Origin of the sequence: Streptomyces sp. 150FB (assembly GCF_000818195.1) — a bacterium.
Classification (GTDB): Bacteria; Actinomycetota; Actinomycetes; order Streptomycetales; family Streptomycetaceae; genus Streptomyces.
The window spans coordinates 7,145,786-7,168,285 of record NZ_JTHL01000001.1 but is presented as its reverse complement, the minus strand read 5'-3'; the positions used below and the strand labels follow the sequence as shown (position 1 = coordinate 7,168,285).

Genomic DNA, 22,500 nt, shown 5'->3' with positions numbered 1-22,500 from the left:
GGGAGAACTTCATGGTGAGCACGGCGCCGATGGAGAAGTTCGGCGCGATCAGCACACCCGTCTCCGGGGACGCCGCCAGCGAGGTGTCGAGCTGCGCGAGCCGCTCGGCGGTCCACCCCGTGGTGCCGACGACGGCGTGGATGCCGTGCCGTACGCAGAAGTCGAGATTGCCCATCACCGAGCCGGGTGTGGTCAGTTCGACCGCCACCTGGGCCCGGGACTCCACCAGGGTCTCCAGCTTGTCGCCCCGGCCGAGGGACGCGACCAGCTCCAGGTCGTCCGCGGCCTCGACGGCCCGTACCGCCTCGGAGCCGATACGGCCCCCGGCGCCGAGTACGGCCACACGCAGCTTGCTCATCGCTCTGTTTCCTTCAGCGTCGTGGAAGTGACTGTCGGGAGGACGGCCGGTCCTAGGCCGAGACCGCTTCGTCGAGGCGGTCGGCCTGTTTGTCCTTGAGCGGTCCGATGACCGACAGCGACGGGCGCTGTCCCAGGACGTCGCGGGCGACCGCGCGTACCTCGTCGGGGGTGACCGCCGCTATCCGTCCCAGCATGTCGTCGGTGGACATCTGCGCGCCCCAGCACAGCTCGCTCTTGCCGATGCGGTTCATCAGCGCGCCGGTGTCCTCCAGGCCGAGGACGGTCGATCCGGAGAGCTGTCCGACGGCGCGGGCGACCTCGTCGTCGGTGAGGCCGTCCTCGCAGGCGCGGTCCAGTTCGTCGCGGCAGATCTTCAGGACGTCGTGGACCTGGTTCGGACGGCAGCCGGCGTAGACCCCGAAGAGCCCGCAGTCGGCGAAGCCCGAGGTGTACGAGTAGACGCTGTAGGCGAGGCCGCGCTTCTCCCGTACCTCCTGGAAGAGCCGGGAGCTCATGCCGCCGCCGAGCGCGGTGTTGAGGACCCCGAGGGCCCAGCGGCGGTCGTCGGTGCGGGCGAGGCCCGGCATGCCGAGGACCACATGGGCCTGTTCGGTCTTGCGGTTCAGCAGCTCGACCCGGCCGGCCGTGCGCAGGGCACGGGTGCCCTCGCGGGGCGCGAGGGGCGTGGCGTCCGTACGGGACAGGGCGCCGGCCGCCTCGAAGGCGGTGCGGACCTGGCGTACGACCGTGGCGTGGTCGATGTTTCCCGCCGCGGCGACGATGAGGTGCGTCGGGTCGTAGTGCTTCTTGTAGAAGCGGGTGATCCGGTCGCGGTCCAGGGCGTTGACGGTGTCGACCGTACCGAGGACGGGACGGCCGAGAGGGCTGTCGCCGAACATGGTCTGGGCGAACAGGTCGTGCACGACATCGCCCGGGTCGTCCTCGGTCATGGCGATCTCTTCGAGGATGACTCCGCGCTCGGCGTCGACGTCCTCGGCCTCGATGAGCGAGCCGGTGAGCATGTCGCAGACGACGTCGATGGCCAGCGGCAGGTCGTTGTCGAGGACCCGCGCGTAGTAGCAGGTGTACTCCTTCGCCGTGAAGGCGTTCATCTCCCCGCCGACCGCGTCGATGGCCGAGGAGATGTCGAGGGCACTGCGCTTCTTGGTGCCCTTGAAGAGGAGGTGCTCCAGGTAGTGGGTGGCGCCGTTGAGCGCGGGCGTCTCGTCACGGGAGCCTGCCTGGACCCAGATGCCGAAGGTCGCCGAGCGTACGGACGGCAGGGTCTCGGTGACGACGCGCAGGCCGCCGGGCAGGGTCGTACGGCGGACCGTGCCGATGCCGTTCTCGCCCTTGAGCAGTGTTTGGGTACGGGCAACGGCCCGCGCCTCCGATGAGGTGCGGGCCGTCGTCCTGGAGCTGGATGTCACGAGGTCGCTTCGTCCTTCGCCTCTTCGGACTCCGCGCCCTCTTCACCCTCGACTACGGGGATGAGGGAGAGCTTGCCGCGCTGGTCGATCTCGGCGATCTCGACCTGGACCTTCTGGCCCACACCGAGGACGTCCTCGACGTTCTCCACGCGCTTGCCGCCCGCGAGCTTACGGATCTGCGAGATGTGCAGCAGTCCGTCCTTGCCCGGGAGCAGTGACACGAACGCGCCGAAGGTGGTCGTCTTGACGACCGTACCCAGGTAGCGCTCGCCGACCTCCGGCATGGTCGGGTTGGCGATGCCGTTGATCGTGGCGCGGGCGGCCTCGGCCTGCGAACCCGCTGCGGCACCGATGTAGATGGTGCCGTCGTCCTCGATCGTGATGTCGGCGCCGGTGTCCTCCTGGATCTGGTTGATCATCTTGCCCTTGGGGCCGATGACCTCACCGATCTTGTCCACCGGGATCTTGACGGTGATGATCCGGGGGGCGTTCGGGGACATCTCGTCCGGGACGTCGATGGCCTCGTTCATCACATCGAGGATGTGGAGGCGTGCGTCGCGGGCCTGCTTCAGCGCGGCGGCCAGGACCGAGGCGGGGATGCCGTCGAGCTTGGTGTCGAGCTGGAGCGCGGTGACGAAGGTCTTCGTGCCGGCGACCTTGAAGTCCATGTCACCGAAGGCGTCCTCCGCACCGAGGATGTCGGTGAGGGTGACGTAGTGGGTCTCGCCCTCGATCTCCTGCGAGATCAGGCCCATGGCGATACCGGCGACGGGGGCCTTGAGCGGCACACCGGCGTTCAGCAGCGACATGGTGGAGGCGCAGACCGAGCCCATCGACGTGGAGCCGTTGGAGCTGAGCGCCTCGGAGACCTGGCGGATGGCGTACGGGAACTCCTCGCGCGTCGGCAGCACCGGCACGAGCGCGCGCTCGGCCAGGGCGCCGTGGCCGATCTCGCGGCGCTTCGGCGAGCCGACGCGGCCGGTCTCACCGGTGGAGTACGGCGGGAAGTTGTAGTTGTGCATGTAGCGCTTGCGCGTGACCGGCGAGAGCGTGTCGAGCTGCTGCTCCATGCGGAGCATGTTGAGGGTGGTGACGCCCAGGATCTGGGTCTCGCCACGCTCGAACAGCGCGGAGCCGTGCACACGCGGGATGGCCTCGACCTCGGCGGCCAGCGTACGGATGTCCGTAATGCCGCGGCCGTCGATGCGGACCTTGTCCTTGATGACACGCTCACGGACCAGGGTCTTGGTGAGCGAGCGGTACGCGGCGGAGATTTCCTTCTCGCGGCCCTCGAACTGCGGGAGCAGCTTCTCGCCGGCGAGGACCTTGACGCGGTCCAGCTCGGCTTCGCGCTCCTGCTTGCCGGCGATGGTGAGCGCCTTGGCCAGCTCGCCCTTGACCGCGGAGGTCAGGGACTCCAGGACGTCCTCCTCGTAGTCGAGGAAGATCGGGAACTCACCGGTCGGCTTGGCGGCCTTGGACGCGAGGTCCGACTGCGCCTTGCAGAGGGTCTTGATGAACGGCTTCGCCGCTTCGAGGCCGGCGGCGACGATCTCCTCGGTGGGAGCTTCGGCACCGTCCTTGACGAGCTGGATCGTCTTGTCGGTGGCCTCGGCCTCGACCATCATGATCGCGACATCACCGTCGTCGAGGACACGGCCGGCGACGACCATGTCGAAGACGGCTTCCTCGAGCTCGGTGTGGGTCGGGAAGGCGACCCACTGGCCCTTGATCAGGGCGACGCGGGTGCCGCCGATCGGGCCCGAGAAGGGCAGGCCCGCCAGCATGGTGGAGCAGGAGGCGGCGTTGATCGCGACCACGTCGTACAGGTGGTCGGGGTTGAGCGCCATGATCGTCTCGACGACCTGGATCTCGTTGCGCAGTCCCTTCCTGAAGGACGGGCGCAGCGGGCGGTCGATGAGACGGCAGGTGAGGATCGCGTCCTCGGAGGGGCGGCCCTCACGGCGGAAGAAGGATCCGGGGATCTTGCCTGCCGCGTACTGGCGCTCCTCGACGTCCACCGTGAGGGGGAAGAAGTCGAGCTGGTCCTTGGGCTTCTTGGAAGCGGTGGTGGCCGACAGCACCATGGTGTCGTCGTCCAGATAGGCCACGGCCGAGCCGGCGGCCTGACGGGCCAGCCGGCCCGTCTCGAAGCGGATGGTGCGGGTGCCGAAGGTTCCGTTGTCGATAACGGCCTCGGCGTAGTGGGTCTCGTTCTCCACTAGCGTTCTCTCCTCGTCTTCGTCCGGTGCCCGTGTGGCAGGGGACGTGGCGGAGAAGCGCTCCTCTTGCTGCGGGCCGGTCTTCGATCGAAGCACCCGGGGCGGCGGCTTGGGCCGCGGCTTTCCGGGAGCCACTACCGAGGACCGGCGGCGGTGGGAGGCGCTCCTCCTCTTCTGTTGTGCTCTTCGGTACTGCTCGGTACTGCTCTTCTGTGCTCTTCGTACTGCTTCTGTGCTGCTCTTCTGCCGAGCCGCTCAGTCCTGCTCGTGCGACCAGATTACTGAGCTTGACCCCAGGATGGCATTCCGGCCTCGCGGATACGTCGAAGGGAGCGGTCCCCCGGAAGTGGGAACCGCTCCCTTCACGGCGTCCGCGTCTTTACTTGGCACCGCCGGCCGCGCCGCGGCGGATGCCCAGGCGGTCCACCAGCGCACGGAAGCGCTGGATGTCCTTCTTGGCCAGGTACTGGAGCAGGCGGCGACGCTGGCCGACCAGGATCAGCAGACCCCGACGGGAGTGGTGGTCGTGCTTGTGGAGCTTGAGGTGCTCGGTCAGGTCCGAGATCCGGCGCGAGAGCATGGCGACCTGGACCTCGGGAGAGCCGGTGTCGCCCTCCTTCTGGCCGAAGTCCGTCATGATCTGCTTCTTCGTAGCGCTGTCGAGCGGCACGCTTACTCCTCGTAGGTCTTCGTTGCCACCGAGTGCCCCAGGTCGAATACTCTGGGGGGCTTCTGTTACTCGGGAGGCGGGGGATCCGTCGGACGCTGGTCGCGGAGCCAGGGGCTCCGGAATCACGTACACGAACGGTCGTCACACAGCGTACCAGCCCGTTCGGGACGTCCCGCGCACGGCTCTGTCACCCGTACGGGGCGCCTCCTCGCGTACGACGTCTCTTCGCGTCCGGCTCTCCTCGGGCACGCCCTTCCTCGCGTACGGCTACGACGTCAGCGCGCGGATCGAGTGGTAGACGTCGAAGACCGCGAGGCACAGCGGGATCAGCGTCAGCAGCACACACGCCTCGGCGATCTCCAGGAAGCGGCCCCAGAACGGCGTCACTCCCTTGCGCGGCACGATGAGCCCGATGGCCGTGATCACCGCGGCGACACCGGCGACGGCCGTGGTGAGCCAGACCGTACGGATGTCGAGCGCCATGCCGTCACCGGTCAGGGCGGCCGTCATCAGCTCTCGGGGCGGATTGAGCGAGAGGCCGAGTACGAGGAGCACGAGCGAGCCGAGACCCGCGACGAGCGCGCAGCCGACCTGTGCGGTGTAGCGGAAGAGGTGGGCGCGCATCAGCATGGCGATGCCGGTGGCCAGAGCGAGCAACTGCCCCCACATGTTGTCGGAGAAACCGAGCACGGCCGCGGAGCCGACGGCCACCAGCGCGCAGCCGCCGACCAGGCCGACCATCAGCTCGTGTCCGCGCCGGGCCTGGGCCGCGATGCGCTCGGCGTCGATCGGGCCCGGAGCCACCGGCTCGGGGTTGTTCCCGTATCCGCCGGCGCCAGGGCGGGGCGGTTCGAAGCCGATGGGGAGGCGGGCGAAGCGGGTGGAGAGTCCGGGCAGGAAGGCGAGTGCTCCTACGGAGAGGGGCGCGCACACACCCGCGGTCTCGATCGACTCCATGTCGGTCGTGATCGCGGCGAAGGTCACGAGCATGCCGACGGTGGCGGCGAAGACGAATGCCACGAAGGGCCCGTCGCCGCCCGGGGAGACGATCACCAGGATCACCGAGGCGACCAGTACGGCGGCGCAGGCGAGCAGGAACTGGAGCTTGCCGATGCCCCCCCCGTCCACCAGCGGGAGCAGTCCCGTACCCGCGACGCCGATGTTCGCCAGCGATCCGATTCCGAGGGCGACCGACGAGGGGCGGTCGTCATAGACGCGTCCGCGTACGCCGGCCAGCGCCAGCAGCAGGATGCCGGTGACCGCGGCCAGGATGCCGGGCAGCCCGTGCATGTCGTGGTGGGGGTCGGCCGTCCACAGGACGAAGGCGACGAGCGAGAGCAGCACGGAGCCGCCGAGGAGTCCGGCGCCGCGCATCAGGCTGTCGGTCCACAGGGCGCGGTCGCGGGCGACCGCCGAGGCGACCGCGTCGGAGACGTCGTCGAAGACCGCCGGGGGCAGCGACTCGGCGAAGGGGCGCAGCGAGAGCAGCTCGCCGTCGAGGATGCGCTGCGCCGCCAGGGAGAGGGCGCCTTCCAGTACGGTGCCGTCGCGGCGCACCAGGTGGTACCCGACGGGTGCGCCGGGCGCCGGGCTCTGCCCCGACAGCCGGAGGATCTCCGGGTGCAGGTCGGCGAGCGGGATGTCCTCGGGCAGTGCCACGTCGACGCGGCTGTCGGGCGCGACGACGGTGACCCGGCAGAAGCCGGTTCCGCCGCCGGGCTGCACACCGGTGCCGGGCCTGGCCGTTCCGGTGGCCGCCGTTTGGGCCGTCACAGTCACCTGGTGCTCCCCCTCGTCGTGTCCCTGGATCGCGCTCTTCAGGTCGTGTGCGCGGTCCTGACGGACCGCGAACGGAGCGCGAGTTGCTCACGAGCTGTGCGTCCGCTGCCGGAATGGCCCCACTTTCACGGCAGTTCGCGGCCGGGCGGACACGGTCGCGTCACCCTACCGCCAGCCGGTGACCGCCCGCACAAGTAGGATCACTGGCCGCGGATGGAGCCCGTCGCCACGGGGGCGCCGATGGAAAGAGTCTGTCCGGCGGAGGAGTTGGGGATCTGTGAGCCAGATCGTCGTCAAACGCCCACCACGAGCTCTGCCGTCCGCTGTGCCCGACGAGCAGGTGCAGTTGCAGCCACCGCCCGAGCTGCCACGGGGGCAGCAGGAGGGCGTGCTGATGCAGCTCCTGCCCATGCTGGGTATGGGCGGGTCCGTCGTCTTCTTCTTCATGACGCCCAATCCGATCATGCGGATCATGGGCATGGTCATGATCGCGTCGACGGTCGGCATGGCGATCGCGATGCTGCTCCGCTTCCGGCGCGGTACGCAGGGGGAGCTCGCCGACATGCGGCGTGACTACCTCAAGTACCTGACGCAGACGAGGCGTTCCGTGCTGCGGACCGCGCATCTCCAGCGTGACGCGCAGTTCTATCTGCACCCGTCGCCCGAGCAGCTCTGGGCGCTGGTCGCCGAGGGCAGCCGGGTGTGGGAGCGCCGCACCGGCGACCCGGACTTCGGGCAGGTGCGGATCGGTCTCGGCAGCCAGCAGCTCGCCACCCCGCTGATCCCTCCGGAGACCGCGCCGGTGGAGGAGCTGGAGCCGCTGACCGCGGGGGCGATGCAGCACTTCCTGATGGCGCACGGCACCCTGGAGGGCCTGCCGATGGCCGTCTCGCTGCGCGCTTTCTACCATGTGACGATCAGTGGGGACGCCCAGTCCGTACGCTCCACCGCCCGGGCGATGGTCGGCTCGCTCACCTCGCTGCACTCCCCCGACGACCTGGTCGTCGCGGTCGCCGCGGGGCGTGAGGCCGCTCGGTACTGGGAGTGGGCGAAGTGGCTCCCGCACGCGCAGGCCCCCGGTACCACCGACGGGGCCGGCAGCCGCCGCCTGATCACCACCGACGCACGGGAGCTGGACGACATGCTGGCCGGGCGCCTGGAAGGCCGCCCGCGCTTCCAGCCGGACGGCCACGCCCTGCTGGAGCAGCCGCATGTCGTCGTCGTGCTCGACGGCCAGTCCATTCCCCATATGTCCGTGCTCGCCTCGGCCGAGGGGCTCCAGGGTGTGACGGTCGTCGAGGTCGTGGCGGGCGAGGTCACCGGCGCGCGCGGCAGCCTGTCGGTGGTGGTGCACCCCGATTCGCTGCAACTGGAGTCGGAGCACGGCCTGGTGTACGAGGGCACGCCCGACCTGCTGAGCGGCGAGGCAGCGGAGGCGCTCGCCAGGCAGCTCGCCCCGCTCTCCGTGGCCGCGGGCGGGGACGACGACGAACCGCTGCTCGCCAACCTGGACTTCACCGATCTGCTGAACCTGGGCGACGCGGCGTCCGTGGATGTCAGCCGTACCTGGCGGGCCCGCTCGCAGGCGGAGCGGCTGCGCGTACCGATCGGTGTCGGCGAGGACGGCGCGCCCGTCATGCTGGACCTGAAGGAGGCGGCGCAGGAGGGCATGGGGCCGCACGGGCTGTGTGTGGGGGCGACGGGCTCCGGCAAGTCGGAGCTGCTGCGGACGCTGGTGCTGGGCCTGGCCGTCACCCATTCGTCGGAGACGCTCAACTTCGTCCTCGCCGACTTCAAGGGTGGTGCCACCTTCGCCGGCATGTCGCAGATGCCGCATGTCGCCGCTGTGATCACCAACCTGGCGGACGACCTGACGCTGGTCGACCGCATGGGTGACTCCATCCGCGGCGAGCTCAACCGCAGGCAGGAGATGCTGCGTGACGCGGGGAACTACTCCAACATCCATGACTACGAGAAGGCGCGCGCGGCGGGCGCCCCTCTGCAGCCGATCCCCTCGCTCGTCCTGGTCATCGACGAGTTCAGCGAACTCCTCACCGCCATGCCGGACTTCATCGAGATGTTCGTGCAGATCGGCCGCATCGGGCGTTCGCTCGGAGTCCATCTCCTGCTGGCGTCACAGCGGTTGGAGGAGGGCAGGCTGCGCGGCCTGGAGACGTACCTCTCGTACCGGGTGGGTCTGCGGACCTTCTCGGCTGCGGAGTCGCGTGCCGCGATCGGTGTGCCGGACGCGTATCAACTGCCCAACGTTCCCGGGTCCGGGTATCTGAAGTTCGGTACGGACGAGATGGTGCGGTTCAAGGCGGCGTACGTCTCCGGTGTGTACCGCACCGGCGCCCAGCAGACCGCGGCTCTCGGCGATCCGCTGCCGGTGGACCGCAGGCCGGTACCGTTCACGGCGGCGCCGGTGGCGGTGCGGTACGCCGCTCCGAGCCCCAGGCCCGCCGCGCCGGAAGGGCCGGCGGCGAGGGACGACGCGCTGGCCGACACCGTGCTCGACGTGATCGTGCGGCGGCTGGAGGGGCGTGGCGCCGAGGCGCACCAGGTGTGGCTGCCGCCGCTGGACAACCCGCCCGCGCTGGACGAGCTGCTGCCGGGGCTCTCGGACGTTCAGGGCCGGGGGCTGACGCAGCCGGGGTTCGAGGGCGCGGGGCGTCTCGTCGTACCCCTGGGTGTGGTGGACAAACCGTTCGAGCAGCGCCGCGACACGCTCTACCGGGACTTCTCCGGCGCGGCCGGCCACATGCAGATCGTCGGCGGCCCGCAGTCGGGCAAGTCGACGCTGCTGCGCACGCTGGTCGCGGGCTTCGCCCTGACCCATACGCCGCAGGAAGTCCAGTTCTACGGGCTGGACTTCGGTGGTGGCGGCCTGTCGTCGATCGCCGGTCTGCCGCATGTCGGCGGGGTGGCTTCGCGTCTCGATCCCGAGCGGGTACGCCGTACGGTCGCCGAGGTGTACGGGATCATGACGCGGCGCGAGGAGTACTTCAGGAGCTCCGGCATCGACTCCATCGCCACCTACCGCAGGCTGCGGGCGCGCGGCGAGATCTCGGCGGTGGAGCAGCCGTGGGGCGACGTGTTCCTGGTCGTCGACGGCTGGGGCAACTTCCGTGCCGACTACGAGGGCCTGGAGCCGACCGTCCTGGAGATGGCGGCGCGCGGGCTCGGCTACGGCATCCATCTGGTTCTGTCGGCGTCGCGGTCGATGGAGGTCCGCGCGAACCTCAAGGACCATCTGATGAACCGGCTGGAGCTGCGGCTCGGCGACACGATGGACTCCGAACTGGACCGCAAGTTCGCCGTCAATGTCCCGGCCGGGGTGCCGGGGCGTGGTCTGACGCCGGAGAAGCTGCACTTCATGGCGGCGGTGCCGAGGATCGACAGCATCAACTCCGACAGCGACCTGTCGGAGGCCACCAGCGCGATGACGCAGGAGGTCTCGCGGCACTGGACGGCGCCGGGCGCTCCGGCCGTACGGCTGCTGCCGCGCGAACTGCCGGTGCGGGACCTGCCGGCGGGCTTCGCGCAGCCGGACCGCGGTGTCGCCTTCGCGATCGACGAGAACAGCCTGGAGCCGGTCTTCGTCAACTTCGAACAGGACCCGTTCTTCCTGATCTTCGGGGAGAGCGAGGCCGGCAAGTCGAACCTGCTGCGGCTGCTCATCAAGCAGCTCACCGAGCGGTACGACGGCGACACCTGCAAGCTGTTCGTGATCGACAACCGGCGGGGACTGCTGGACGCGGCCCCGCCGACACACCTCGCCGAGTACGTCCCCATGTCGAACAACATGGAGCACCACGTGACGGCGCTGGCGGACCTGATGCAGCGCCGTACGCCGTCGGCGAGTGTGACGGCTCAGCAACTGCGCGACCGCAGTTGGTGGCAGGGACCGGACGTCTACGTGATCGTGGACGACTACGACCTGGTGTCCACGTCGAGCGGCAACCCGCTGGCCGTACTCACGGAGATGCTCCCCTTCGCGCGGGATGTCGGCGTCCGCTTCATCATCGCCAGGAACACGGCGGGCGCGAGCAGGGGCGCGTACGAGTCGTTCATGCAGCGGATCCAGGAGCTGGGCGCGCAGGGCGTGCTGCTCTCCGGTGACCCGAACGAGGGCGACATCATCGGCAACGTACGGCCGCGGCCGATGCCGCCGGGCCGGGGCATCTTCATCTCGCGCCGCCGGGGGAACCCGCTGGTGCAGACGGGCCTGATGCCGGTGACCGACCAGTCCTGAGCGGGACAGGAGGACAGACGAAAGAGGCAGGGTGGGCGCCTCCCGCGCGTGCCCACCCTGCCTCTTTTTTTCGTCGTCGATACACCGACGGTCGCGCGCCTGCTAGAAGTTCGCAGCGCCCCTCTTATCACCGGCGTGGTACGCGGGACCCGCGGTCTGTACCGCGTTGGCGATCTGCTGCAGGGCCTGGTGGATCGCCCGGGCCTCGTTGTCCCACTGCTTCTGCGCGGCGTCGTACGCGGTACGGGATTCGCCCGCCCAGAGGTCGGACACCGAGCGGATCTTCGCCTGGATGTCGCTCAGGCTCGTTTCGAGCGCCTTCGCCTGCTTCTTGATGTCACCCGCAGCCTGCTCAAGACTTGAGTAGGTGACAACCATGGTGCCGTCGTCTTGTGACACGTAGTCCTCCAAATTCGTGTTCAGGTATGCGGTGGAAAACCGGGCCGTGAGCTACGGCCGGCCGGTGTCAGAAGGAGCTGATGCTCGACACGCCGGCCTGCGCGGCGGCGTCGCCCGAGTAGCCGCCGACGACGTCGATGCCGTTCATGGCGTCGTGGATCTCGTCCTCGGTGTTACCCGCGATCGTGCGGGCGGCCTCAATGCCTTCCTGGTACCTGAGCAGCAGGTTGCCGATCTTCACCATGTGCTCGTTGATCTCGGTCTGCTTCTTGTTGAAGGCGCCGGCGCCGATGCCCTTCCAGTGACCTTCGAGGCTGTCGATCGTGGCCTGGAGACCCTTCAACTGGGACTTGACACTGTCGAAGTTGCGGCTGAGCTCCTTTTGCAGCTCTACAAGGGAATGACCGTTGACCTTCTGAACTGACATGCGGTGGTTTTCCTCTCTTGGAGTTCCCGGTGGTGGTCTCGGTGGATCGACATCTCACCGGGCGGTGAGTGGTGGACGCGGTCAGCTACTGCGGCGCCTGCGGGCCACGAGGAAGCCCCCGCCGGCGAGAACCACCACGACGACAGCTACGAGGCCGACAATCAGGCCTACTTGGCTGTCCCCCGTCTTCTGACTGGAGGCTGCCACAACTGGCTTGTCGGCGGGCTTGCTCTTCGCGGGTTGTGACGGAGCTGGTGCGGAAGAGGTGGGCGCGGTGGCGGCGACGGGTGTTTTCTGGTTGGTCAGAGGGCTGATGTCCGCGGCTCCGGGATCGCCCTTCTTGTCGACGATGACGGTCGCGGGGCGAATCAGGCCGTGCCCCAGGTACTTGCTGCGTTCGTTGTCCGCCCAGGTCCGGCCTGCGGTGTCGAAGAGGACGCGGAGAACCTGGTTCGCCGTCCACGTCGGGTGAACGGACCAAACCAGTGCGGCCGAAGCCGAGGCAATGGCCGTAGCGGGGCTAGTGCCCTCACCGTCGCAGTAGCTCTTGAACGTCGCATCACACCAACGCGGGATCTCGTTCCCCGGCGAGGCAAGGTCGACATCGTCGCCATTCTGCGAATACTCAGCTACCTTGCCTTTACGATCGGCCGAGGCTACACCAATAACGTCTTGGTAAGCGGCCGGATATTCCGGCTTATTTCCTTCTTCAGCATTGTTGCCAGTGCTGGCAAAGAACAGTTTTCCTTTGCTCATCGCGTACTCCGTCGCGGCCCGGATTCTCGAATCGGCGAAGGGAGTACCAAAAGACATGCTGATGATTTGCGCATCACTATCTACCGCAGCTCGAATTGCGTCCGAGGTAGAACTTGGGTTCACCTTGTGCGTCTTGTCGAATTCTGGATCATTGACCCGAATTGGGATGATCTTCACGCTGGGGGCAAGGCCCTTCAGGCCTCCCTCACCTGTGCCGGCAATCAACTCTGCCATGGTCGTACCGTGACCCAAGTAGTCGTCTGTCTCACCGCCCGTACTTTCCGTGGCATCAAACCCCGGCAGAACCTGCCCCTTCAATGAAGGCGTGGACGGGTTAACGCCTGTGTCGATAACGGCGACTTTGATGCCTTCCCCAGTGGTGATCTTCCAGATGTCTTTGGCACCCATCGCATCGAGGTACCACTGCTTCGACTGCACATCCGCCGCAGCGGCGGCAGGAGCCAAACCGGCGACACCGATAGTCCACGCACCAAGCGCAGCCACCGTACAGAGAAGTCCCCGCCGTAAAACGTGAGGCGTACTGCGCTTCCGGACCTGGCTCATTCCTGCCGTCATCCTGACTTCCGAACCTTCCCTGTACCTACTCGATCACCGGCGGAACGATGGTGCGCCCGCCGGCCGTCCATGTCTCTTCGTCTTCTGTCAGGTAGTCAGGACGTGATCCGCCGGTCTCCTGCTCGTCGTCCTCGGACTGATTCCGACCTCCGGGGCCGCGTACGAGTCCCGCGCCTCCCTGCGTGAAGCCTCTGGTACCGGGCCGCGCGCCGGGCGTACTGCCGCGAGGTGTGCCCACAATCCCTTTCGAGCTCGCTGTGCCGCGCCCTCCAGTACTGCCGGCCTTGTTGGCGGCACCCGCGCCGATGACGCCCGGCTGACCAGCTCTTCCCGCAGACGGCCGTCCGGATGTCGTTCCTTCTGCCCCGACGACGGTTCCGCGCGGGATCCGTGAACTTGAGGAGCCCGAAGTGGCACGCTGCGGATTGCCGCCCACGATGCCGCTCGATCGACCGCTGCGGGCGCCGGAGCCGTTGCTCGTGCCGGACTGCCCGCCAGGCATGGGGTGACCAGTTGTGCCGGAACGACCTGCCGGGGGCGACTGTGCTGTGCCACCGGAGATGCCTGGCGTACTGGTACGTCCCGTCCCCGCGTGGTCCGGGCCACCACCCATACCGCTCGGCCGCCTAATGGGCCCCGTACGCCCGGTGGATTCGCGGCCACCTCCGGGATTGCCTATGGCTCGTCCGACAGCCGGACCGCTCCGTTCCGGGGGGCTGGAAACAAACGATCGCGGACCGCCCCCGCCCTTGTTGTTGCCGAACCCTCCCGGAGGGGGAGGAGTGAATCCGTCTGTGGGGCCGGAGGGTCGTCCGTGGGAAGGGGGCAGCGCTGTGGTGTCCGGCGTGGTGGTGGGCGTCCGTGGTGCCGTCACGCCGTCGACCACCACCGATGTGTCCGGGGCCGAAGGGGGTGCGTGGTCAAGGGATTCCGGCCGCGACTTGCCGCCGCCCCCAGTTCCGTCATCGGCGAGTTCCCTGTGCGGAGAGACTGGAGGCGGTCCGCTCCTGTGCGACGACTCGGCGTCCCTATGCGTGGAGCCAGAAGACGACACGTCACGAGGGCGTCCGGTGGGCTGAGGCATATCCACGTTCAAAGGCCGGTCGAACACCGGCGGCTCCTGACCCGCCAGGGTCTGACCCGCCACCTGATAGAACGACGAGAGACGGTTCAGTTGGTTGACGGCCTCCTGGCGGTGCCCCTCCACCTTCACAGCGGCGTCGTATTCCGGATTTCCTTCGACGCGCTTCTCGGGCGGGAGGTCTTCGACGCGCTTTTTTTCCAGTCGGCTGTCGCGCGGGGGCATCGAACTGTGCACCGACTTGAGGCCCGATCCGGCGACCGTGATCTGCGTACCAGCCGCGTCCGCGAAGTCACTCAGTTTGTGGGTGTGAGCGATGAGAGCCGCTCCGAAGGAACGGAACTCGTCGGCTGCTTCCCCCGTCCAGGTGAGCCCCTTGACATGGCCTTCGAGTTCTTTCGCAGCGTCCTTCAACGCGTCGCGGGCATCCCACAGGGCTTTCCCGGCGTTCTCCATGTCCGCAGGGTTGCCATGCTGCACCAGGTCGACCATCGCGTTGAGATCGGCATCTTCGAAGTCGGACCTGGGCAGCAGCGGGCTGGGCCGGGGGAGAGGGTTGGCCGGCTTGAGCATGAACATGCTCAGCATGCGCTTCTGAAGCTCGGCGTCATCCGAAGTCTTGATCTCGGCTTGGACCCTCTGGTGGTCCTGGGCGTACTTGTCTGCCGGAGGTGTTCTACCGGCACCACGTTCCGGATCAGCCATTGCCCCTCCAGTCCGAAGACCCCTGCTTGACGTCAACAGTCTTGGGTGCGGGTTCAGTCGCCTTCGAACCCTGTTCCTTGGCCATGTCGTCGCGGAGCTTCCTGTGGTCCTCTTCGATGCGCGTCTGAATCACAGCGAAGCGGTAGCGCACGTCCTCGTCCACATTGGCGAACTCGGTCTCCGCACCCCGGACACCGAGGCTCAGGCCCTCGATCTGGTCACCGAGCGATTTGGAGAGCGTCACGAGTGCGTCGTGGACCCGGTTGTACTGGCCGTAGAGCGCGTCCGCCTCCATGAAAGGGGTGCTCGTTCCACCCAACGACGCCCTCACGACCTTCTGCGCCGCCACCTTCGTGCCGCTGGCGGCCCCGCTTTCGAGGTTCTTGAGCAGCGTGTTCACACGCGTCTGGAACCTCGTCAGCGCGTCTTTCTCAGTCTCGATGTCCCCGCCACCGGCGCTACCGCCGCCGTTGCTGGCATTTTCGCCCACAGTCCCCCGTACCCCTCCCCGTGTACCGCAGTCACCACCCGTTGCGATCACAGCAATGGATCATCACTGATCGCACATCACCGATCACACGAATGACACTCTAGCCACTGGATACGACAGGCCCAAGTGTCTTACCCGTCATGTGACTTACCAGTGTGGTGATCTGACACTCAGCCATTCACCGCACCCGCGCCCGCACTCGCGCCCGTCCCCGCGCCCCCGGCCCTCCGCCGCCGCGCGTCACGCAGTGCCACCGCCGCGCCCGTGATGGCGGCGACCAGGACCGCGCCGCCCACGACCACATACGTGCCCAGGCGGGTCGCGCGTTGCTCCGCCGTTTCGCCGAGAGGGAGGCGGGCCGGGGTGGGCGCCTCGGCCCTTGTTACGCCGCCGCTGGCCACCGGGGCCTCGATGGGCTTGTCGTCCTCCGTCAGCGCGCGCACCGGGTCGACCACTCCCCAGCCCACCCGGGGGTCGCGGCCCGGGATCGAGCGTTCCGCCGTCTGCTGCATCTGCGCGACGATCTCTTTCCCCGTCCAGTCCTTGTGCTTCGCCTTGACGAGAGCGGCGACGCCGGCGACGTACGGGGCGGAGAAACTCGTACCGTTGTCGGCGCAGTGGCCACCCCCCGGAACGGTGGAGATCATGTCTACCCCCGGCGCCGCTATGCCCACGAAGTCACCGGACTGCGAGAACCCGGCGCGTTCGTTGTTGCGGTCGGACGCCGCGACGGCCAGGACTCCGGCGTACGAGGCCGGGTAGGTCTTCTGCAGCTTTCCGTCCAGGCCGTCATTGCCCGCCGAGGCGACAACGACGATGTTCTTGGCGAGTGCCCTGTCCACCGCCTGCTCCAACAGTGGTGTGGGCTTGACCGCGTTGGCCGTGTCCTGGGAGATGTTGATGACGTCGGCGTGCTCGCCGACGGCGTCGTCGATGGCCAACGCCAGGGTTTCGGCGGTGCCGTGGCCCTCGGCGTCGTTCTGCTGGATCGGAATGATCCTGGCGTCGGGAGCGAGGCCGACGAAACCGGTGCCCTTCAGGGGGCGGGCCGCGATGATGCCGGCGACCTTGGTGCCGTGGCCCACCGTGTCGGTGGTGCCGTTCTCCTTGCCGCGCGGGATCGTCTCGCCGGTGTCGTCCTTGAGGTTCTTCTTCAGCCGGTTGTGGCCGCTCCTGGTGTCAACCGCGTCGGTGAGCTGCGGGTTCTTGATGTCGACACCGGTGTCGATGACCGCGACTCTGGCGCCCTTGCCGGTGGACTGCGACCACAGTTGGTCGAGTTGGACGCGCTGGAGGGACCAGGGACGGCCCTCGTACGGCTTCGCGGGGAAGGTGCACTCGGCGCTCGAATCCCCGTCGTCGGCGGGTGTGAGGGGTGTGGAGTGGGCCGGGGAGGCCGGCAGGCCGATCAGGACGAGCGCGGCTGCGGCCGCCGCGCCGAAGAAACGCCGGTACGTGTACGTCATGTCAGCTCTCCTCCTCAGGAGCCCTGCGGCTGGCGGGCCGACCCCGTCGACAGGCTCGGGCCCGTCGGCAGGAACGAGGACCAGGCGAGCGGCATCGGCGCCGGGACGACGCCCTTGAAGCCGAGCCGGTTCTGGGCCTGCTGTGCCTCCTGCTGGGCCGCCTGCTGCTCCTGGGCGGTGCCGGAGGAGCCGATGCCGGGGTCGTCGGTCCTGCTGTCACCGTTGGACTGCATGCCGTACCGCAGCCCGGTGTCGGTGACGAGGAACACGAACCCCGTGTCGGTCCTGGAGCCCGAGAACTGGCGGAAGAGCTGACCGGATCCGGGAGTGACGTACGCGCTCGTCGAACCGGTCGGCAGTGTGAGCGGGAAGCCGGTGCCCGCCCAGGTCGAGAGGGTGGTGGCGCCACTGTGCCCGTCCACCTTCAGCAGGACGTTGCAGACGGTGTTACGGCTTCCCGCCGTGGGGCTCGCCGAGTTGACGGCCTCGGGGGCGCTGGTCGGCCAGTCCTTGTCCTTGCCGAACGCCTCACCCGGCTCGATGGCCCCGGCGCTGACCGGCTTCGCGTGGCCCGCCTGTCCGACACCGACCAGGGCCTTGCTGTTGAGGAGCAGCTTCGCCGTGAAGTCCGAGACGGGGGCGACCCGGCCCTGGAGGACGACGTAGTGCTGCTCCCTGGTGCCGTCGGTCGCAGTGAGGACCATGCCGATTTTGTTGGTGGCGGCGTCGAGGTCGCCGGGGGCGCCGGCCGGGCTGCCGGGAACCCCCTGGATCACCGGGAAGGTGATCTTGTCGCCCTTGTGGAGGGTGTCCAGCCAGGCGGCGGAGACCCGTTGGGGTTGCCTGTCCTGGTCCACCACCTGGCCGACCACCAGGCGGAGCAGCGCACTGTCGTTCTCGACGGGGTACGCCTTGCCCGCGGCGTCCACGACGTAGCGGACGCTGGCGGGGCCCGGCCCCTCCACGTACATCAGCTCGCCGCCGCGCAGGCTGTTGGCGCCCTCGACCTTGCCCCGGTCACGGGCGGCGAGGACGAAAGCGGACTTGAGTATGGCCCTGCCGCCCGGGCCCGGCCGCTCGCAGACCGCCCAGCGCTTCGGGGACCGGGCCTCCTCGGGGTCGGGCAGCCGGTCGGGGGCGTAGGGGATGCCGAGGGTCGGACCGTGCGGGATCTTGCTGTTGTCGATGACCGACTCGTCGACGTTGACGACAGCGCCCTTGTCCGGGTTCAGGAGCAGCTTCGCCGAGGACATGTTCAGCACGGGATGGAGCTGTGTCTTGCCGTCGGTCTTCAACACCACGTAACGCGTGGTGGACTTGCTGGCGATGATGACGTTCTCGGCGGGGGTGTCCCACTTCTCGGGTGCCACCGGTTTGAACATCCCCCAGGCCCCGAAGGCCGCGAGGATCACCACGCCGACGATCGCGCCCGGCATCACCGCGCGCAGCGGGCGCGGGGCTCCCTCCTCGGAACCGCTCGGGTTCGGCTGTACGAACTGCGCGATCAGCCTCCGCTTCGCGAAGGTGTAGGCGTTGAGTTCGTCCCGTCGTGATGCCATCTGTCCGCTGTCCCTCTCCCCCAGGAGCCGACCAGGTCCCGTACCGGCCGGGCGGGGCCTGCTGTCGTACCGGCCCCCTACTATGCATGCTGGGTATGACGCCACACCGCTCAGGTAAGGTGATCGCCCGGTCAACGCCCATGGGGACAACGCTAATTACGGCACAGGGGGCCAGGCGGCGATGAGTACGGCGACGCGCGAGCGGGACGGACGGACTCCCGCACGGCCCCCCGAAACCTCCCGGCGGCGACGTGGTGGTGTGCCGGAGGCCGTGCCCGTGACCACGCCGGTGAGCCCTCCCGCCAGGACCACCCTGCGGCCGCTGTCGTTCACCAGCCGCGTCGGGCCTTTCCAGGTGCGGCAGTTGGTGCTCATCGAGGTGGGTCTGGCGCTGGCCGTGATCGGGGCCGCGCTCGGCCGTGCCTGGCTGCTGCCGGCCGGCGTCGTGGGCTGTGCGCTGGTGGTGGGCGCGGTGATACGCCGTCGTGGCCACGCGGTGCAGGACTGGCTCTCGACCGCTCTCGCGCTGCGGGCGCGCAGGCGTGCCACGGCGCCGAGTCCGGCGGACGTCGATCCGTCGCTGGCCCCCGTGGCCGAGAACGTGCCGGGGCTCCGCCCGTTCACCTACGTCGACCGCGACCGGCGCACGGTCGGGATGCTCGGCGACGGTTCCTTCCTGACCGCGGTGGTGCGGGTCGAGGCGAAGAGCGACGCGCTGCACCCCGTGTTCGGTGCCCGCTCGCTGCCGCTGTCCGTCCTCGGTGACGCCCTCGAGGTGGACGACATCGTGCTGGAGTCGGTGCAGTTGGTGCAGCAGGTACGCCCGGCGCCGGCGCCGCATCTTCCCGAGCAGTCGATGGCGCGGCTCTCGTACGCCCCGTTGCAGGAACGGACGGGAGCGCCCGCGCTGCGGATGACCTGGGTCGCCGTCAAGCTCGATCCTGAGCTGTGCAGGGAGGCCGTCGACGCGCGCGGCGGGGGGACGGAGGGCGCGCAGCGCTGTCTGGTGCGGGTGGCCGACCATGTCGCGAGCCGGATCACCGGTGCCGGGTTCCGGGCCGTCGTGCTGGACCAGGAGGAGTTCAACTCCACGGTGGCGACGTCGGCCTGTGCCAACCCCGCACTGTCGGCGCGCGCCAGCCGTCCTGAGGCCGCGCCCCGCCGGCGTACGGCGGAGACGCCCCGCGTCTGGCGGTGCGACGACCGCTGGCACACCACGTACGCGGTGGGCCGCTGGCCCGAGTTGGGGCGGGGGGCGACGCCGCTTCCCAAGCTGGTCGCGCTGCTGACCTCGGCCCCGGCCTACGCGACCACCTTCAGTCTCACTCTGCGCCGCGGGTCCCTGCGGGGGTCGATGACGGTGGGCGGCCATGTACGGATCACCGGCGGCACCGACACCGGACTCGTACGGGTACGGCGGGCGCTGGAGCAGGCGGCGCGGTCCGCGAAGGTCTCCCTCATCCGGCTGGACCGCGAACAGCTCCCCGGTGTGCTGGCCACGCTGCCGCTCGGCGGTGCCCGATGAGCGCCGGGAACGGAACGGCGGCCGGACGGCGCGCCGGACGCGGGATGCACGGCCCCCGGTACGCGGGGCACACGATGTCCGTCAGCGACCTGGGGGCGCTGTCGCTGCCCGTAGGCGACGACGGTGTTGTCATCGGCGACGACACCGAGGGGCGCCCGCAGTTGGTGGGCTTCCACCGTTCGACACCGTACGACGTACTGCTGGTCGGCGGCCTCTGGACGGCCCAGGTGCTGGCGCTGCGCGCCGCCGGTACGGGTGCGCGGGTTGCGGTCGAGACCGGGCGCGCCCAGGCGTGGACCCCCCTCGCACAGGCGGCGGGCGCTGGCCTGGAGTGCGTGACGCTCCACGACGTGGGGCGGGTTCCCCCGATGGGCGCGACCGTGGGCAGTCCGGTCGTGGTCGTACGGGACTGCGGCATGCGGCCGCCGCGCGGGCGCGTGGTGTCGGCGCCGTGGCAGTCGGTCATGACGCTGCTGCCGTACATGAGCCCGGTGGCGCCCCGGCTGATGCGGGACTCCACGCTGGTGGGCGTCCAGCGGGTCTCACCGCAGGAGGCGGAGCAGACGAGCCGGATCCTCGGACTCTCCCGCGCCGAGACGGAGGCGCTGCCCACGCTGGCGGACGGGGTGACGCTCTGGTGCGCCGGGCGTGAGCGCAGTTGGGTGATGACGAGCGCTACGGACGCGGAGTCCGGTCTGCTGGGTATGGCCCGCCGGATGGACTGACGGACGCACCCGAAACCCCGCCACCACCCTTTGCCGCCTCGCCTTTACCACCCGTCGGCCCGGCGGGTACCGAATTCGCCGGTGCTCCTTTCCGCGGGGGCGGACTGTCCTACGATGTCCGGAGTGACGTTGGGGCCGGCCGTTACCGAAGGGGAGCTTGACTGATGGGGAGCGCACAGGAGAAGGACGAGCTGTACGCCCTCGACATCTCAGGTGTCGAGTGGCACAGCGCTCCGGGTACCAGCGCGGACGAGGAACGGGTCGAGATCGCCTATCTGCCCGAGGGCGCCGTCGCCATGCGGTCCTCGTTGGACCCGGAGACGGTGCTGCGGTACACGGAAGCGGAGTGGCGGGCGTTCGTGCTCGGCGCGCGCGACGGTGAGTTCGACCTGCACTGAGGCGCGCGGACGCGGACGCCGGGTGTGGAAGAGGGGGGCACGCTCCGGTTGGAGCGTGCCCCCCTTCTCCATTCCTGTCGGCTGATCCTCCTGGCTGTTCCTCCCGCGCTGTTCCCCCGGTGTCTTCGTACGGTTGATTTCCGCGGTGGCCCGGGGCCCTTCGGGGACATCGAGACCGGATTGTTGGGCGGGGTCGCAGGCCCGGACAACCCGCCGCGATCGGTCAGGGCGTTGGCCAGGGAAGTGTGGATTACGTCGGGGTCTTGTAGGGGGATGTGCCGGTTTGAGCCCGGACCGCGCTCATGTTCGGGTGCGGCGGGTTCACTTGGGGACGGTGCGTGACGTACGGGACGGGGCCCGGCACCCTTGTTGACGGACGGTCCACCCTGCCGGGCGGACGCGAATGACGATTAGGGTGGGTAGGAGCGCGGCAGAGAACCTACGGGGGCAGGCCTGCCGCCGTCGTTCAGGGGAAGAGCCGGGCGGCTCGGACGACAGGTCCTGTCGCCCCCCACCCACCACGGCACAAGGGTGCTCGACCACAGGAGGCAAAGTGAACGGCGATCGGGACGAGATCCGCGGAGGCTGGAACCGGCCTCCCGTGGACGATCAGTCCGACGCGGAGCCCGAGTTGACGGGTGAGTTCACCATCGACTACACCCCGCCTGCCTGGTACACGCAGAACACTCCGGGGGACACGTCAGGGGATTCGCAGGACGGCGGGGCGCCGGATTCGGCGTCCGCGCCTTCTCCCCCGCCGCCCGTCGGCCCTCCCGTGTCCGGGCCGCCCGGGTTCCCCGTACACAACACCGACCACGAGCCGAACTGGGCGCCGACGCACACTCCTGCCCCGTCGCAGGCCCCGGCCCCCGCGCCCCGGCCCGTCGCTCCGGAACGGCCCCAGGCCGAGGCTCCGGCGCCGATTCCGCTGCCGCTGCCCGTTCCGCCCGTAGCCGCCTCCGAATCCTCCGCCGGCACACCGGCGCCGTTCGGCGGCGGTGATGTGGAGAGCGGCTCGACGATGCGGATCTCGTCGTCGTCGCTCAGGAGGGACTTCGCCGAGCGTGACGCCGCGAAGGCGGCCAAGGAGCGGGAAGAGGCGGCGGCCACCGCGGAGCCGGCCGACTCCGCCGGCTCCGGCGACCGTACGGAAGCACCTGAGGGCGAGGACGACAGCGCCCCCGGCACCGACCCCGCCGTCGTCACGTCGGCGACCGAACCTGACGACGAGGGCGCCCCGGCGAACGAGACGGACCAGGACGACGACGAAGCCGCCGCAGCGCCGCACGACACGGGTACGGACGCACCGCAGGCCGACCAGCCGTGGGACGCGCCCCCGGCTCCCGCGCCCGCTTCGCCCTGGCCCGCCCAGTCGCCGTCGGCGACCCCGAACTCCGGGCTGCCGCCGCTGCCGCCCACCTTCCAGCCGGCCGCACCGCCGTCGGCGCCGCAGTGGCCCCTCTCCCCGCCCGCCGGGGATCCGGCACAGCCGCCGAACGCCTATCCCGCGCAGCCAGGGCCGACGGGGCCTCAGCAGGGCCCGCCCGGTTACGGATTCCCGCAACCGGGACAGCCGGGCGTGCCGCCCCACCCCGGGCAGCAGGCCCCGGCCGCACCGGCCCCGCCGCCGGGCTACGGCTTCCCGCAGCAGACCGGTCCCTATCCCCCCGGTCCGGG

At 69.2% G+C, this 22,500-nt stretch carries 16 protein-coding genes and 1 pseudogene; 5 read left to right on the top strand and 12 right to left on the bottom strand.

The features are described 5' to 3' along the window. The 5 genes and pseudogenes from QR77_RS44195 to eccD all read right to left on the bottom strand — a co-directional run. Positions 1–358: pseudogene (locus QR77_RS44195) on the bottom strand (4-hydroxy-tetrahydrodipicolinate reductase); the annotation flags it as partial. A 52-nt stretch (positions 359–410) separates the two neighbouring features. After that, positions 411–1,790, bottom strand: coding sequence for a pitrilysin family protein (locus tag QR77_RS30775; RefSeq protein ID WP_040025270.1), 1,380 nt, complete (start codon positions 1,788–1,790; stop codon positions 411–413). Then, positions 1,787–4,012, bottom strand: coding sequence for a polyribonucleotide nucleotidyltransferase (locus QR77_RS30770; RefSeq protein WP_040025268.1), 2,226 nt, complete (start codon positions 4,010–4,012; stop codon positions 1,787–1,789). Before QR77_RS30770 ends, QR77_RS30775 begins: the two co-directional genes overlap by 4 nt. 379 nt (positions 4,013–4,391) lie before the next feature. Continuing rightward, the gene (rpsO, locus tag QR77_RS30765; RefSeq protein WP_040025267.1) at positions 4,392–4,682 is read right to left on the bottom strand and encodes a 30S ribosomal protein S15; all 291 of its coding nucleotides are present in this window, start codon (positions 4,680–4,682) and stop codon (positions 4,392–4,394) included. A 267-nt stretch (positions 4,683–4,949) separates the two neighbouring features. Further along, complete coding sequence (gene eccD, locus QR77_RS30760; protein WP_173476378.1) at positions 4,950–6,461, bottom strand: type VII secretion integral membrane protein EccD; 1,512 nt, start codon at positions 6,459–6,461, stop codon at positions 4,950–4,952. 277 nt (positions 6,462–6,738) lie between these two features. Here eccD and QR77_RS30755 point away from each other — a divergent pair, with 277 nt between their 5' ends. Further along, entirely contained in the window at positions 6,739–10,716 is a 3,978-nt protein-coding gene (locus tag QR77_RS30755; RefSeq protein ID WP_040025266.1) for a type VII secretion protein EccC, read from the top strand. 102 nt (positions 10,717–10,818) lie between these two features. Here QR77_RS30755 and QR77_RS30750 read toward each other — a convergent pair whose 3' ends face one another. The 7 genes from QR77_RS30750 to eccB all read right to left on the bottom strand — a co-directional run bounded on the left by QR77_RS30750 (position 10,819) and on the right by eccB (position 18,175). Further along, complete coding sequence (locus QR77_RS30750; RefSeq protein WP_040028935.1) at positions 10,819–11,115, bottom strand: WXG100 family type VII secretion target; 297 nt, start codon at positions 11,113–11,115, stop codon at positions 10,819–10,821. A 67-nt stretch (positions 11,116–11,182) separates the two neighbouring features. Then, entirely contained in the window at positions 11,183–11,542 is a 360-nt protein-coding gene (locus QR77_RS30745; protein WP_040025264.1) for a WXG100 family type VII secretion target, read from the bottom strand. Between the two features lie 81 nt (positions 11,543–11,623). Then, positions 11,624–12,874 carry a S8 family serine peptidase gene (locus QR77_RS44190; RefSeq protein ID WP_078877349.1) on the bottom strand — a complete coding sequence of 417 codons (1,251 nt, stop codon included), beginning with the start codon at positions 12,872–12,874 and terminating at the stop codon, positions 11,624–11,626. Positions 12,875–12,899: 25 nt separating this feature from the next. Beyond that, a complete protein-coding gene (locus QR77_RS47030; protein ID WP_160310973.1) occupies positions 12,900–14,660 on the bottom strand; it encodes a hypothetical protein in 1,761 nt (586 codons plus the stop codon). Further along, a complete protein-coding gene (locus QR77_RS30735) occupies positions 14,653–15,150 on the bottom strand; it encodes a hypothetical protein (RefSeq protein WP_040025262.1) in 498 nt (165 codons plus the stop codon). The genes QR77_RS47030 and QR77_RS30735 overlap by 8 nt, the downstream gene beginning before the upstream one ends. 170 nt (positions 15,151–15,320) lie before the next feature. Continuing rightward, positions 15,321–16,616, bottom strand: a complete 1,296-nt coding sequence (gene mycP, locus QR77_RS30730; RefSeq protein WP_052489163.1) for a type VII secretion-associated serine protease mycosin — start codon at positions 16,614–16,616, stop codon at positions 15,321–15,323. Positions 16,617–16,630: 14 nt separating this feature from the next. After that, complete coding sequence (eccB, locus tag QR77_RS30725) at positions 16,631–18,175, bottom strand: type VII secretion protein EccB (RefSeq protein ID WP_040025260.1); 1,545 nt, start codon at positions 18,173–18,175, stop codon at positions 16,631–16,633. A gap of 181 nt (positions 18,176–18,356) precedes the next feature. Between eccB and eccE the strand changes: the two genes are divergently transcribed. The 4 genes from eccE to QR77_RS47025 all read left to right on the top strand — a co-directional run. Further along, positions 18,357–19,700 carry a type VII secretion protein EccE gene (gene eccE / locus QR77_RS30720; protein WP_173476377.1) on the top strand — a complete coding sequence of 448 codons (1,344 nt, stop codon included), beginning with the start codon at positions 18,357–18,359 and terminating at the stop codon, positions 19,698–19,700. After that, positions 19,697–20,425 carry a hypothetical protein gene (locus tag QR77_RS30715; protein ID WP_040025259.1) on the top strand — a complete coding sequence of 243 codons (729 nt, stop codon included), beginning with the start codon at positions 19,697–19,699 and terminating at the stop codon, positions 20,423–20,425. Before eccE ends, QR77_RS30715 begins: the two co-directional genes overlap by 4 nt. A gap of 164 nt (positions 20,426–20,589) precedes the next feature. Continuing rightward, positions 20,590–20,823, top strand: a complete 234-nt coding sequence (locus QR77_RS30710; RefSeq protein WP_040025258.1) for a DUF397 domain-containing protein — start codon at positions 20,590–20,592, stop codon at positions 20,821–20,823. A gap of 601 nt (positions 20,824–21,424) precedes the next feature. After that, on the top strand, positions 21,425–22,500 hold a 1,076-nt coding region (locus QR77_RS47025), incomplete at its 3' end, for an SCO5717 family growth-regulating ATPase (protein ID WP_269084341.1).

Coding starts and splice junctions, on each gene's coding strand:
- QR77_RS30745 (WP_040025264.1), bottom strand. CDS start 11,542: ATGTCAGTTCAGAAGGTCAACGGTCATTCCCTTGTAGAGCTGCAAAAG.
- QR77_RS44190 (WP_078877349.1), bottom strand. CDS start 12,874: ATGACGGCAGGAATGAGCCAGGTCCGGAAGCGCAGTACGCCTCACGTT.
- QR77_RS47030 (WP_160310973.1), bottom strand. CDS start 14,660: ATGGCTGATCCGGAACGTGGTGCCGGTAGAACACCTCCGGCAGACAAG.
- mycP (WP_052489163.1), bottom strand. CDS start 16,616: ATGACGTACACGTACCGGCGTTTCTTCGGCGCGGCGGCCGCAGCCGCG.
- eccB (WP_040025260.1), bottom strand. CDS start 18,175: ATGGCATCACGACGGGACGAACTCAACGCCTACACCTTCGCGAAGCGG.
- eccE (WP_173476377.1), top strand. CDS start 18,357: ATGAGTACGGCGACGCGCGAGCGGGACGGACGGACTCCCGCACGGCCC.
- QR77_RS30715 (WP_040025259.1), top strand. CDS start 19,697: ATGAGCGCCGGGAACGGAACGGCGGCCGGACGGCGCGCCGGACGCGGG.
- QR77_RS30710 (WP_040025258.1), top strand. CDS start 20,590: ATGGGGAGCGCACAGGAGAAGGACGAGCTGTACGCCCTCGACATCTCA.